This is a genomic window from Halovivax cerinus (assembly GCF_024498195.1).
Lineage (GTDB): Archaea > Halobacteriota > Halobacteria > Halobacteriales > Natrialbaceae > Halovivax > Halovivax cerinus.
This window is the reverse complement of record NZ_CP101824.1, coordinates 2,184,829-2,196,910: the sequence shown is the minus strand read 5'-3', so window position 1 is coordinate 2,196,910 and position 12,082 is coordinate 2,184,829. Positions and strand designations below refer to the sequence as shown.

Sequence of the window (12,082 nt, the reverse complement as noted above, 5' to 3'; positions counted from 1 at the left end):
GAACCCCTCAGACGAGCTTCCGGACGAGGCCGTAGAGTCCGTCGCGGATCCGGTCCGGGAGGAATCGCGCGTACGAGCCGTAGTGAGCGACGGGACCGACCGGGTAGCGCGCCGGCGGCTCGGAGCAGGTCGCGGCGTGGACGATGGCGTCGGCGACGTCCTTCGGCGGACTCGCCAGCGGCCCGCTGCCGCCGATCAGTTGCGTGTCCTCGAAGATCTCGTAGATATCGTCGTAGTCGGGCGTCCGGGAGTCCGGGAGTTCGTCATCGACGCGCTCGGCGAACGCCGTCTCGACCGGCCCCGGTTCGATCAGGACGACGTCGACGTCGAACGGGTCGACCTCGACGCGGAGGGCGTCGCTCATCGCCTCCATCGCGTGCTTCGAGCCGGCGTACGCGCCAGACCCGGCGACGGAGACCCGACCGTTGATGCTGGAGACATTGACGATCCGGCCGTCGCCCTGCGCGCGCATGTGCGACAGGGCGGCGCGCGTGAGTCGGTGCGGACCGAAGACGTTGACGTCGAACTGCCGGTGAAGATCCTCGGGCGAAACGTCCTCCAGCGGACCCATCTGGGCGTAGCCCGCGTTGTTCACCAGGCAGTCGATCGCGCCGGTCTCCGCGACCGTGCGCTCGACGACGGTCGCCACCTGGTCCGGATCGGTCACGTCGAGCGTGATGGTCTCACAGCCAGCCTCGGCGAGGTCGGTGATGTCGGTCGGATCGCGCGCCGACGCGACGACGGTCCACCCCTCGTCGAGGAAGGCCAGCGCCGTCGCCCGCCCGATCCCGGACGAACACCCGGTGATCAGCACGCTCTGCTTTCGCGTGTACCGATCCTCGTCGAGGACATCGGCCGTCCCGTCGCGCTCGTCCGATCGCTCCGTTCGGTCCGCTCGCGTGGCGTCCGCCGACTCGCCCGCGTCGGCCGCCGTCGCACTGGTCATACGAGACCCGTTCACGTCCGGATACGTAAGTCCCGCCGATTTTCTCGCCGCACTGGTGATCCGATTACCAGTCCAGGTCGTCGAGTCGCGACTCGATCGCCCCGAATCGACGTTCGAACGTCCGGTACGGCTGTTCGTCCTCGACGGTGGGTGCAGACTCGCGCTCGGTCGAACCGTCGGGATACTCGACCTGAAAATGAACCGGTCCGTACTCGGGTTCCGTCTCGTCGCAGTGCCACCCGAATCCGTGTTCCAGCTCCGGTTCCCACCACTGAATCCAGTAGTGCGGGCGGTCACCGGTGAGGTCGAACTCGACGCGAAGCCTCGCCGATCCGTCGGACGACCGACCGAGGAAGACGGTCGGATCGACGGCACAGACGACCTCGTTCGCGTCGATTCTGGACGGGACGTACCGAACGCGCTCGCACCCGGCCGTCCGGACCAGTCGATCATGAACTCGCTCTAGCAGGTTGCGTTCCGAGGGACTCCAGACCCCGAGTATCGGTCCCATCGAACTCACCCGGCCGTTTCGAGCGTCGCCGACTCCGGTATCTCGTCGGTCAGCGTCGTCACGTCGTCGTAGATCGCGAGTGCCGCGGCGATCGTCTCTCGCGTTCGCTCGCTGGTCTCCCAGCGACGGATCGCTCGTCGGCGGTCGCGAACCGCATCGGGGCCGAGATCGCTGGCGAGCGATTGCTCGAGTTCGTCGCGGGAGTCGACGTCGTACTCACGTTTCCACGAATCGATGCGGTCGGCGATCGCCGCGAGTTCGCCGCGCAGCGACTCCCGGTCGTTCGTCAGAATGAGTTCTCGTAACCGGTCGAAGTACGCCCGCGTGGGGTCCGGAACGTACTCGCCCGAGTCGGTGACGAGTAGTTCGCCCGACTCGACCAGTTCGTCCAGATATTTCTTGGCCGTATCCCACTTCACGTCCGCCTGGTCTGCGACCCAGTTGGCCGTCCGCGGCCGTGAGAGCGTCGTCGCGATCGTCTCGACGCGTTCCCGGGCCGTAGTCGAGTCACTCCACGTTTCCATACTGGTCGTTCGTCGTCAGCACCCATATACATTCGGACTATCCCCATATTATTGGGCCACCAGTTATGGTTGCCGCACGACAGTGCACCCTCTATCGGTACTCCGCCTTCACTTCGTCCGCGTACGCATCGGCGAGCCGCGTCGGTTCGGGCAGCTTGTACCCCGCCGCAAACGCGAGGACGATGTCCGCCGCCGTGGCCGCGGAGACACGGTGGCCCGGACTCACGAGAAGCGGGTTGACGTGGCGATTCGGCGAGTCGTACTGCTTCGACTGGACGGCGTAGCCGATCGTGGGCCAGTCCGGATCACCGGCGGATCCGGCGTCGCCTTCGTCGGTGCCCAACTTGGCCGGCCCCTCGACGTCCGCGTTCGCCCCGATGGCCACTCGCTCGCCGGCCGCGAGCCCCTCCGTGGAATCGACGGGGTCGCCACAGAGGAGGTTCTTCGCGACGCCGATACTCGGCGCGTCGAGCGTAACTCCGATGTGGGTCGCGATACCCGCCTGCCGGAAGTGAATGCGACCGCTGCCGTCGAAGAGGTACAGATCGGGTTCGACGGACAATTCCTCGACCGCCGCCAGGATCGCCCCTCCTTCACGGAAGGAGAGTAGCCCGGGGATGTACGGGATTTCGAGCGGCGTCACCGCGTGGACCTGCTCGACGACGTCCCACCCCGTGCCAGCGGACCGAAGGACGACGATCGCCGAGAGCGCGCGGTCCTGGTCGAGGAGGAACGACTGATCGACGCCGGCCACGAGCGGGGCGGTCCCATCGTCTCGATTCGCACTATCTGCATCCTTGTCGGGACCGGATGACGCGTCGGCCGTCGCCCGTGCGATCGGATCGCCGAGCAGCGCCGGATCGAACCAGAGGTCGTCGGTGAAGACGGCGTGCCGGGCGATCGCACGCTGTTGTGATTCCATCTCGTCGCGCGAGAGCGAGGGATCGGGTACGAAGTCGGGATGATGGACGGGCATGGAGAGCAGATCTGAGCCGCATCGAGGAGTGCGATCAGAAACGACCGCGCCCGGGTCCGCCGGGGCCCCCCGGCCCACCGGGGCCGCCCGGTCCCAGCTGGAACTGCTTCGGTCCGCGGACCGTCTGCGTGCGTTTGACGTACTCGCCGACGGCGAGACCGACGAGGAGACCGACGAGGTGGGCGGCGTGGGCGACACCTCCACCCAGTCCGCCACCTGCACCACCCATGAACAGGAGGCTGATGGCGGCGAACCCGAGCGTCAGCACCCACAGCGGCATCGGGATGAAGAACATGAAGTAGACCTTGAGGTTCGGGTGCAAGATGGTGATGACGCCGAGGATGGCCATCGCACCGCCGGAGGCGCCGAGGATAATGGCCGGCTGGCTGGTAACAAAGCTGAACAGAAGCTGGGAGAGGCCAGCGAGCACCCCGGAACCGAGGAAGAGTGCCCAGTACTGTCTATCCGATAGGTATCGAGCCAGCAACGGGCCAAAGAAGAAGATCGCGATGCTGTTGAACGCGATGTGGGTGAGACCAGCATGGGAGAATATCGACGTGACCCACGTCCAGACGTATTCGGGATGAGCGGTCGTGAGCGTGAAGATACGAAGGTAATATTGCGGATAGATGAATTCAACGACGAGTTGTGCCAGAAACGTCACCCACATGAACAGCAATATCGTGTAGGTCACGTTCCCGCGGAAGTACGCGAGCGGGCCGCCCGGGCCCGTGTCGATCGGCAGTTTCGCCAGGATCCGATCGGTCGTCGAGGCGTTCTCGCCGTTCACCGTTTCGTCGAACCCGCTATCGAAGACGCCGCTCGGGTCGTTCCAGCCGTGGAGGCCGGAGCAGTCGTGGTTCTCCGGCAGCCGGTGCTCCGAGCAGTGGGTGCCGCCGCAGTGTCGGCAGTTGTAGGGCATACTGACCGAGGCCCCACACACGTCACACGTCGCCATTGCGCTGGGCTAAGAGACGGATGGCTATGGGGTTTGGGGTTTTCGACGGAGAGCAGGCACAGCGACGACTGCGTGCCCCGTCGCCGGACGTGGGACTTTTGGCTCCGGATGCCCGATGGTCGGGTGTGCAACCCTACGAGCGCTCTCAGTTACTCGAACGGGTCGAGCGCGACGGGGCCACGGTCGGCGTCGACATCCCCAACCGGATCGACGTGCAGGGCGAGGAGCTCGACTTGCAGTCGTTCGTCTTCGAGATCAAGCGCCGCGAGACGATCCCAGCTGGCGAACGCGAGCGCGTCGACCAGGCCAAGCGGAATCTGCGCCGGGAGCGCGTCGAACGCGTCGAGCAGATCGAAGCGGGAGACATCACGTTCGAGGAGGGCGAAGAACTGGCACGTGCGATCATCGGCATCGATCGTGCGTTGAACGCCCTCGAGAATCTGGGCCCGACGAACCTCGAGCGCGAACAGCAAACGCAGGAGATCGCCGACCGCAAGCGCTGGCTATCTTTCCTGAAGAAGGCGCTCGGAGACGAGGACGACGCGGCGAGCCGTCGCGGGCGTTAGAACTCACTGATCCGCACCGACGAGAGTGAGCCGGACTCGACCCGCAGCGCTGCGAACCGGCCCGCGGGTACCAGACACTAAGGCACCCGGAGTGCAACGACCCGGTATGACGACGAACGCGGAACTCGCCGCGCGCTTCGAGGAGTTCGCCGACCTGCTCGAGGCCGACGACGTCGAGTACAAGCCGCGGGCGTACCGGCGCGCCGCGGAGAACATCCTCGCACACCCCGTCCCCATCGCCGAGGCGGTCGAGTCGGGCGACGAGGACGCGATCGACGACATCGAGGGCGTCGGCGACGCCATCTCGTCGAAGATCGTCGAGTACGTCGAGACGGGCAAGATCGAGGAGCTCGAGGAGTTGCGCGCGGAGCTTCCGGTCGACATCGCCGACCTCACCCGCGTCGAGGGCGTCGGTCCGAAGACGGTCGGGGTGCTCTATCGGGAACTCGGAATCGAGACACTCGATGATCTGGAGGCGGCCGCTGAGGCCGGCGAGATTCAGGAAGTGAAAGGGTTCGGCGCGAAGACGGAGCAGAACATTCTGGAGAACATCGACTTCGCGCGCACCGTCGGTCAGCGCCACCTCGTCGGCGAGGCCCGACCGCTCGCGGACGACGTCCTCGCGTACCTGGAGGGGATCGCGGGCGTGGAGCGTTGCGAGGTGGCCGGCTCGATCCGGCGCTGGCGCGAGACGATCGGCGACGTCGACGTGCTGGCCGCGACGGACGAGCCGGACGCCGTCGTGGACGACTTCCTCGCCTGGGACTCGATCGACGACGAGATCGAGTCCGGGCCGGCGAAGGCGAGTGTCCGCGTCGGCGAGATGCGCGTCGACCTCCGGCTCGTCGTCCCCGGGGAGTTCGGCTCGGCGCTGCAGTACTTCACCGGGAGCAAGGGCCACAACGTCCGATTGCGCAACTACGCGATCGACCGCGGGATGAAGCTGAACGAGTACGGCGCGTTCGACGTCTCCGAACTCGAGGCCGACCCCGACGCGGACCCCCAGCACGTCGGCGGCGGTCAGCGCGTCGGCGAGCGCGTCGCCGGCGAAACGGAAGAGAGCATGTACGACGCGCTCGGCCTCCCGTGGATCCCGCCGGAGATTCGCGAGGATCGCGGCGAGATCGACGCCGCCGAAGCCGGTGCGTTGCCCGACCTCGTCACCGAAGCCGACGTTCGCGGAGATCTGCACACGCACACCGAGTGGTCGGACGGGAACAACTCCATCGAGGAGATGGTGGCCGCCGCCGAGAATCGCGGCTACGAGTATTACGGCGTCGCCGATCACGCCCAGGGCCCGGGCGTCGTCGGCGGCATGGGGCTCTCGGAGGCCGAGATACTGGACCAGGTCGACGAGATCCGGGCCATCGACGACGAGTACGACGTCCACGTGTTCGCCGGCATCGAGGCGAACGTCGACGCCGAGGGAGCGATCGGCCTCTCGGACGAGGTGGTCGACGCCCTCGACCTGATCGTCGCCTCGCCCCACAGCGCACTCGATCAAGACGCCGAGACGGCCGGCGAACGGCTGATCCGCGCGATCGAGAACCCCGCCATCGACGTGCTGGGCCACCCCAGCGGACGCCTGCTCAACGAGCGCGAGGGGCTCGCTATCGACGCGGGCGCACTCGGCGAGGCCGCCGCGGCGAACGACACCGCGCTCGAAGTGAACGCGAATCCCCGCCGGCTCGACCTCTGGGGGAGCGCCGTCCAGGCCGCCATCGACGAAGAGGCGAAGATCGCCATCGACACCGACGCGCACCGACCCGCGACGCTCGAGTTCGTTCGCTGGGGCGTCCACACCGCCCGCCGCGGCTGGGCGGAACCGAACGACGTCGTCAACACGTGGGAGTTGCCCGACCTCGAATCGTTCCTCCACTGAACGCAGCGGGTCGGGGCTCCGACGTAGAGAGAGAGAGAGAGAGAGAGAGAGAGACGGGACGACGTTTTGTCACTCGAACGCGAACACCTCCTGTGCGCCTGCTCGTCGACGTGATGTGTGGCCGACTCGTCTCCTATCTGCGGATGTGCGGCCACGACACGATATACGCCGGCGATCGGGGGCTCGAAGCGGACGACGACGTCCTCTCGGTCGCCGCCGCTGCGGATCGGACGATACTCACACGGGATGTGGCGCTCGCAGATAGAGCGGCAGCATCGGTTCTCCTCGAATCGCGGGACGTGAACGGACAGCTCGCGGACGTCCTGGCTGCAGGGATCGACCTGACGCTCCCCGACGTGCCGACTCGGTGCGGGCGCTGCAACGGTCGGCTCGGGCCGGTCGAACCGGGCGGCGTGACGCCGGCGTACGCGCCCGATCCCGCCGACGAGCGCTGCTGGCAGTGTCGCGACTGCGGGCAGTACTTCTGGCGCGGCAGTCACTGGGATCGCGTCCGCGAGACGCTGGCGTCGATCGTACCGGATACGTGACGGTTCTGTGGCGGGACGCCGCGACGCCTCGACCCCACCAGTCGGCCGATCCGCTGCGTACTCAGTCGTCTCCGTCGTCCTCGAGGTAGGACCTGAATTCCTCCATGTCTATCTCCTCGTCGACCAGTTTGACGAGCCAGTCCACGTTGACTTTCGTAGTAAAGACCGTCTCGCCGGTGTCGTAGAGGACGATCTTCACCCAGTCGATCTTCTTCTTCAGCTCGTGGACGTCCGAGAGGCCCTTCTTCAGTCCGTCACCGAGATCGGTCATCCCCTTCTTCTTGGAGTCGACCGTGAGATCGGCGACGATCGTGAGCGTCCGGTCTTCGATCGAGACCTCTCGAACGGAGACGTACTCGGTGAGTCGATCGAGGTCGTCGGCGTCGATACCGGGCAGGTCGTCTCCGTCGGTGGTCTCGTCGTCCTCGTTCGTCTCACCACCTGTCTGGACGTCGTTTTGGGGCTCGTCTTCGTCCGTCCCGTCGCCTCCCATACAGCCGGCGAGGGCGAGCGTGAATGCGGTACCACTTCCAACCAGGACCGAGCGTCGATCCATACCCGAGGCCTGACCATCACGACTGTTTACTAATGAGTCCCTGCCGACACCGACCACGAGGATCATCGACCCTTACACCGAGGCAGGAGCGGAATACGACGAGAAGTTCCCGACTACACGACGGTAGCCGTCCGTAACCGCGGTCGGATCGGATACTCGCCACCGAGTCACCCACGGCAGAGTGCGAGACACGTCCAATTCTACCCGTCTCGACCTCAGTAGACGCTGACGTCGTCGAATCGTCCCTCGTACCTGGGATCGTCCGGATGGGTCGGCTCGATTTCGGGGCCGGGAATACGCCGCGCCTTCTCCCAGGTGTTCTCCCAGACGAGGTGAGCGAGTTCGCTTCCGGTCCCGAGCCAGCGACGAACGCCATCGGCGTGGTCGATCCGCCGATCCGCGCCGTCTTCGAGTGCGTCGAGCAACCCCGATTCGGCGTCGATCTCCGTCGGAAACACGGTACGAGCGAGACCGATCGACCGGGTAAGGTGGGCGTACGACGAGGTGTAGACGGGAAGGTCGAGTTCGGCAGCGATGGTCGCTGCGCGACGGTTGTGCATCGGGAGGTGCTTCGGGTTGAACACCTCTATGGCGTCGACGCTGTCTCGATACTGGCGTATCTGGCCCGGTCCGAGGCTGACCGTCGCGAACGTCGGATGGGGAACGAGTACGACCGCGTTCTGGCGGTCGAACTCCGCCATGGCTCCCTCCAGCGTGATGAAATCCGGAATCGGCCCCTCCAGTCCGAGCGCCAGAACGTGCTTGCGGTCGCGCCAGGTGCCGGTGAATATCTCTCTGGCGGGAACGATCGCCAGTTCGTCGTCCGCGTACCGCGCAGCAGTCGCCTCGATCTCGGACAACGGCGTGAAGTGTGGCGCGTACACCAGCGCATCCAGCCCCAGGCGTTTCGCCCGAGCGACGACGCGATCGGACAACACCTTCACGTGGAGATCCGCGCAGTACTGTGCGGGCACACCGGCCGATACCGATCGACAGAAAGTAGGTGTTACCATTTATTCGGCACCCGCTTCGGAGTGCATCCCCGTGCCAGGTTCGGAAATCTGGGTTGTTCCCCGGGGCGAACCCCATGGGCGAAAAGGCCATTAGGCAGGCCTGTCAATCGAAGGCGTAATGGCCTGGGAGTGTGGCATCGACGGCTGCGGTTCCGTCTTCGAAGACGTCGAATCGGCAATCGCCCACCAGGCCGACGCGCACGAGCGACGCGAGTGCGAGATCTGCGGAACCGTCGTCCCGGACGGGTTCCTGGCGATCTATCACACCTTCACGAACCACAGCCGCGCCGAGTACGTCCGCGCGTACGACGCCGACTCGGCCGCGATCCGCACGCGCGAAAAGCTGCTCGACGACGTGACGTCGGCTATCGACCAGGAGGTACTCGCCGAGATGCTCGGGTCTTCGTGACGACCGGGTTCAGCGGAGCAAACGGACGCACGCCGGTCGCGACGGCTGTGAGGGGTATCGATGTCGTGGGCGGTCACGCCGCTCCGGACACAGGTCCTATCGGTACCAACGAGGTGTCCCCGACGAGCCGCTCACGTCGCTCACCGCTCGTCGCTATATTCAGCGCGGCTGCGCCGCGCTGACTGCCTGATGAGCGCGTCAGCGCTCATCACTGTCTGCTCACGGCGCAATGCGCCGTCTACTCACGGACTCGCGGCACTTCGTGCCGCGTGGCCCGTTCGTATGGTATGCGAGGCGTCGCCTCGCACTATTCGCATGGTCCGACGAACTATCGTTCGTCGCTATCGAGCACGCGAATCTGATCTCCACGCACCGTCACGGGGATGGGAACGGTCGCCTCGTAGAGTTCGACCGTCACCTGATCCTTGCCCTCGTCGATGCGCTGGACCTGGGCCTTCTCGCCTTTGAACGGGCCGGCGATGAGTTCCACGATGTCGCCCTCGGCGATTCCCTCGACGTCCGGTTTGGGCGAGAGAAAGTGCTCGACCTCGGAGATGTCCGACTCGCCGGGAACGATCGTTCGCGCGTGTGGTATGTCTTCGAGAACGCGTTCGAGGACGGCGTTATTATCGGCTTCGACCATCACGTACGAGGTCAGCGAGTCGGGGGCCAGCGCAGCGTGGACCTCGGGCTCTTCGCGGTTGATGATCATGTCCGCGACGGTCTGTTCCTGACTGGCGGTCGTCTTGACGGCGAAGATCCCCATCAGAAGCCACCGGTCAGCAGACCCATCGTGACGCCGATGATGAACCCAAGAAGGCCGATGAGGAAGATGCCGGCACCGGCGATCTTCGACACCTGGGAGAACTCCTCTCGGGTCGGCGTCGTCGCCATCTTCAGCACGCGGACGTACGACGTGAGATCGTAGGGAACGTTCATGGCTGGCCAAACAACGCGCGTGCCCTTTTATCTGTCTTTCCGTCGGCGGGCGACGAGCGGGTGAACTGGTACAGGTGAGCCGCCGTTCACCGGACCCGTCCGGTGCCGGAAGTTGCAGGTGACGGCCGTCACGTCGAGGACGCGACCCGTGTAGGCCCGACCATGGCAGAAGACGACACCGATCGACGGGACGAACTCGAGGCCGAACGAACCGCCGAGATCGAAGACGAACTCGAACGGATCGATCGCGACCCGGACGAGGTCAACGACGGGGACGACGCCCTCGGTGGGCAGAGCGCACTGCGGAGAGACACGTAACCGCACGAGAAGAGTGACCACGCCACGATAGCCACAGTGGTCTGGATCAATCCATGCCGACAGACTCGTGGATCGGTACGAGATAATCGCGTCTGCGATTCAAAATACCGGCTGGCCGTGGGTGGAGCGATCGACTCCGGTTACGGGTAGATGCACCCCCACTCACCACAATGATCGTCATCGTCGTCATCGTCGTCATCTCCGCCACCGCCGCCTCCGCCACCGCCGCCACCACCGCCACCACCGCCACCGCCGCCACCACCGCCACCGCCGCCACCGCCGCCTCCACTCGGTTCGACGATATCGATTTCGACCTCCTCTAGGAGAACATGTGATTGGTCGGCAAGGACGAAATAGACAACTGCAGTACCGACCTCGTCATACGACAGCGTCTGAGTGAGAACATCAGATCCGATATCACTTTCTCCGGCAACGAACCAACAATCACCGCCCGTCGCGTCATCTGAACTGTCAGCAAGCGGTCCATGACGAAGCCACGAAACGTATGCTACTTCACTCCTTCCGCTGGTCGATATGGATGCAGAAACGGTAAATTCTTCGTCTACCGAAGCTTCCGGCGGGGCATCCAAAGCGGCAGACAATCCATTCGAATTCAAGGGAACAGAAACATCCTCCACTCCAACGGGTTCAGCCAGACTCTTACGGAGATGATCCAGAGGCACAATATAACTCAGGTTGTCGCCCGGTTCGGGATCATGTGATCCGGTATTTGGATTTGGTGCAGTCCATACATCCACCGTTGTGGTCACTGGATCTAGTTCGTTCAGGAAATCGGATTTGATCTCAAGCGAAGCAGCGAAAGATGATTCACTGGGTTCGGTTCGGACTTTGAACGAAAATTGGTGCCCCGTTATCGGGTTCCATCCCGGATCATAGCTATAATGAAACCCTTCGTCCGGTTCAGGAGGTGATCTCGTAGAAGCATAATCATTCACAAGCTCGGCGAGACTTATCGTGTCCTGCACAGCCCCCAGACGAGTGATGGATCCAAGGAGAATCGAAAGTCCACCGATCCCAACATCCATCAACGTTGTCTCCGTATCTTGGTCAACGGTGTGTGAGAGAGTTTCCCTCAGTTGATCATATTGAGAGTCGAAACTGGAGTGTGAGCGCCAATCATCCGCCCACATATCCTCGAAAAGTTCCGGATATTCGTACATGTCAAGGTTACAGTCAGCCTCATTGTCATCAACCAGGAATGGCTCGAATCCAAAAAAGAGGATATTGTCCCCCCCAAACGTGACCCCAATCTCACCGAAATCTGGAGTATCTAGTTCGATCGATATATCGTGATTCTTAAAATCTGCACTCGGAACCGGAGTGCAGGAGTCATTCACCGGATCGGTAGGTTGTAATCTTTCACCTGAAGAAGGCACTTCGGGAGTTGCTTCCGTCCCGGTGAGCCCCAGGTCCGCAGACTTATTCGTGGTTTCGTCTGCCGTTATTGGCGCGAGTGCATCCAAATTCTGCTTTGAACTCAACGCAATGGTTGTGAACGTAAAGAAGTGATCCCACGTCTCATCCAACTCATTCCAGCCAGCCCCGTGATAGTCGACGTACTGGTACGAACTGTACCGCTTGTTCCCTGTGGCACGTTCAAATTCGTAGTGCTCCGAATTCCGCGTCGCCCACACAGGTTCATAAAAGCTGAGAGAGTCACCACAAACATCCTGGAAGGTACTATAATTCGGCTCACCGCCGGCGATAACCGGTAAATTCGCCGCTTCTAGTGCACCCACCCCAGCTCCGGCACTGGCGAGTAGTTTCAGAATCGATCTTCGTGTTGAACCAATAGGTTGGCCCATACCTTACACAATCTATTTTCTTATAAAAATGTTTCTAAGTAGAACCTACATACATTATTATAGAGTTTTTGATATCATATATAATTCCATCGACGAATTAAACCGATAGA

The 12,082-nt window shown here is 63.3% G+C and carries 15 protein-coding genes; 5 read left to right on the top strand and 10 right to left on the bottom strand.

Annotated elements, in window-relative coordinates; translation table 11 throughout:
• Positions 1-7 precede the first annotated feature (7 nt).
• The 5 genes from NO366_RS10230 to NO366_RS10210 form a co-directional block, all read right to left on the bottom strand.
• Entirely contained in the window at positions 8-946 is a 939-nt protein-coding gene (locus tag NO366_RS10230) for an SDR family oxidoreductase (RefSeq protein WP_256530694.1), read from the bottom strand.
• Between the two features lie 64 nt (positions 947-1,010).
• Entirely contained in the window at positions 1,011-1,457 is a 447-nt protein-coding gene (locus NO366_RS10225; protein WP_256530693.1) for a hypothetical protein, read from the bottom strand.
• 5 nt (positions 1,458-1,462) lie between these two features.
• Complete coding sequence (locus NO366_RS10220) at positions 1,463-1,981, bottom strand: DUF7342 family protein (RefSeq protein WP_256530692.1); 519 nt, start codon at positions 1,979-1,981, stop codon at positions 1,463-1,465.
• Between the two features lie 91 nt (positions 1,982-2,072).
• On the bottom strand, positions 2,073-2,957 hold the full coding sequence (locus tag NO366_RS10215) for an endonuclease V (protein WP_256530691.1): 885 nt from the start codon (positions 2,955-2,957) through the stop codon (positions 2,073-2,075).
• Positions 2,958-2,991: 34 nt separating this feature from the next.
• Positions 2,992-3,915, bottom strand: coding sequence for a rhomboid family intramembrane serine protease (locus tag NO366_RS10210; protein WP_256530690.1), 924 nt, complete (start codon positions 3,913-3,915; stop codon positions 2,992-2,994).
• Between the two features lie 125 nt (positions 3,916-4,040).
• Here NO366_RS10210 and NO366_RS10205 point away from each other — a divergent pair, with 125 nt between their 5' ends.
• The 3 genes from NO366_RS10205 (at position 4,041) to NO366_RS10195 (ending at position 6,911) form a co-directional block, all read left to right on the top strand.
• Positions 4,041-4,481, top strand: coding sequence for a DUF5788 family protein (locus NO366_RS10205; protein WP_256530689.1), 441 nt, complete (start codon positions 4,041-4,043; stop codon positions 4,479-4,481).
• Positions 4,482-4,587: 106 nt separating this feature from the next.
• Positions 4,588-6,363, top strand: coding sequence for a DNA polymerase/3'-5' exonuclease PolX (gene polX / locus NO366_RS10200; RefSeq protein ID WP_256530688.1), 1,776 nt, complete (start codon positions 4,588-4,590; stop codon positions 6,361-6,363).
• 92 nt (positions 6,364-6,455) lie between these two features.
• A complete protein-coding gene (locus NO366_RS10195) occupies positions 6,456-6,911 on the top strand; it encodes a DUF5615 family PIN-like protein (protein ID WP_256530687.1) in 456 nt (151 codons plus the stop codon).
• Positions 6,912-6,972: 61 nt separating this feature from the next.
• Here NO366_RS10195 and NO366_RS10190 read toward each other — a convergent pair whose 3' ends face one another.
• Positions 6,973-7,467 carry a hypothetical protein gene (locus NO366_RS10190; protein ID WP_256530686.1) on the bottom strand — a complete coding sequence of 165 codons (495 nt, stop codon included), beginning with the start codon at positions 7,465-7,467 and terminating at the stop codon, positions 6,973-6,975.
• A 215-nt stretch (positions 7,468-7,682) separates the two neighbouring features.
• Positions 7,683-8,480: a PHP-associated domain-containing protein gene (locus NO366_RS10185; protein ID WP_256530685.1), complete on the bottom strand. Its 798-nt coding sequence runs from the start codon at positions 8,478-8,480 to the stop codon at positions 7,683-7,685.
• 118 nt (positions 8,481-8,598) lie between these two features.
• On the opposite strand from NO366_RS10185, the gene NO366_RS10180 reads away from it, so the two are divergent.
• A complete protein-coding gene (locus NO366_RS10180) occupies positions 8,599-8,889 on the top strand; it encodes a DUF7565 family protein (RefSeq protein ID WP_256530684.1) in 291 nt (96 codons plus the stop codon).
• Between the two features lie 328 nt (positions 8,890-9,217).
• On the opposite strand, the gene NO366_RS10175 is transcribed toward NO366_RS10180, so the two are convergent.
• A complete protein-coding gene (locus NO366_RS10175) occupies positions 9,218-9,655 on the bottom strand; it encodes a transcription elongation factor Spt5 (RefSeq protein WP_256530683.1) in 438 nt (145 codons plus the stop codon).
• Entirely contained in the window at positions 9,655-9,828 is a 174-nt protein-coding gene (locus tag NO366_RS10170) for a protein translocase SEC61 complex subunit gamma (RefSeq protein WP_256530682.1), read from the bottom strand. The genes NO366_RS10175 and NO366_RS10170 overlap by 1 nt, the downstream gene beginning before the upstream one ends.
• Positions 9,829-9,990: 162 nt before the next feature.
• Here NO366_RS10170 and NO366_RS10165 point away from each other — a divergent pair, with 162 nt between their 5' ends.
• Positions 9,991-10,146, top strand: a complete 156-nt coding sequence (locus tag NO366_RS10165) for a hypothetical protein (RefSeq protein WP_256530681.1) — start codon at positions 9,991-9,993, stop codon at positions 10,144-10,146.
• A 140-nt stretch (positions 10,147-10,286) separates the two neighbouring features.
• On the opposite strand, the gene NO366_RS10160 is transcribed toward NO366_RS10165, so the two are convergent.
• Complete coding sequence (locus NO366_RS10160) at positions 10,287-11,972, bottom strand: hypothetical protein (protein WP_256530680.1); 1,686 nt, start codon at positions 11,970-11,972, stop codon at positions 10,287-10,289.
• Positions 11,973-12,082: the final 110 nt, after the last annotated feature.

What these genes read in the sequence shown, in the direction of transcription:
- NO366_RS10230 (WP_256530694.1), bottom strand. Translation starts at nt 946, where the DNA reads ATGACCAGTGCGACGGCGGCCGACGCGGGCGAGTCGGCGGACGCCACG.
- NO366_RS10225 (WP_256530693.1), bottom strand. Translation starts at nt 1,457, where the DNA reads ATGGGACCGATACTCGGGGTCTGGAGTCCCTCGGAACGCAACCTGCTA.
- NO366_RS10220 (WP_256530692.1), bottom strand. Translation starts at nt 1,981, where the DNA reads ATGGAAACGTGGAGTGACTCGACTACGGCCCGGGAACGCGTCGAGACG.
- NO366_RS10215 (WP_256530691.1), bottom strand. Translation starts at nt 2,957, where the DNA reads ATGCCCGTCCATCATCCCGACTTCGTACCCGATCCCTCGCTCTCGCGC.
- NO366_RS10210 (WP_256530690.1), bottom strand. Translation starts at nt 3,915, where the DNA reads ATGGCGACGTGTGACGTGTGTGGGGCCTCGGTCAGTATGCCCTACAAC.
- polX (WP_256530688.1), top strand. Translation starts at nt 4,588, where the DNA reads ATGACGACGAACGCGGAACTCGCCGCGCGCTTCGAGGAGTTCGCCGAC.
- NO366_RS10190 (WP_256530686.1), bottom strand. Translation starts at nt 7,467, where the DNA reads ATGGATCGACGCTCGGTCCTGGTTGGAAGTGGTACCGCATTCACGCTC.
- NO366_RS10185 (WP_256530685.1), bottom strand. Translation starts at nt 8,480, where the DNA reads ATGGTAACACCTACTTTCTGTCGATCGGTATCGGCCGGTGTGCCCGCA.
- NO366_RS10180 (WP_256530684.1), top strand. Translation starts at nt 8,599, where the DNA reads ATGGCCTGGGAGTGTGGCATCGACGGCTGCGGTTCCGTCTTCGAAGAC.
- NO366_RS10175 (WP_256530683.1), bottom strand. Translation starts at nt 9,655, where the DNA reads ATGGGGATCTTCGCCGTCAAGACGACCGCCAGTCAGGAACAGACCGTC.
- NO366_RS10170 (WP_256530682.1), bottom strand. Translation starts at nt 9,828, where the DNA reads ATGAACGTTCCCTACGATCTCACGTCGTACGTCCGCGTGCTGAAGATG.
- NO366_RS10165 (WP_256530681.1), top strand. Translation starts at nt 9,991, where the DNA reads ATGGCAGAAGACGACACCGATCGACGGGACGAACTCGAGGCCGAACGA.
- NO366_RS10160 (WP_256530680.1), bottom strand. Translation starts at nt 11,972, where the DNA reads ATGGGCCAACCTATTGGTTCAACACGAAGATCGATTCTGAAACTACTC.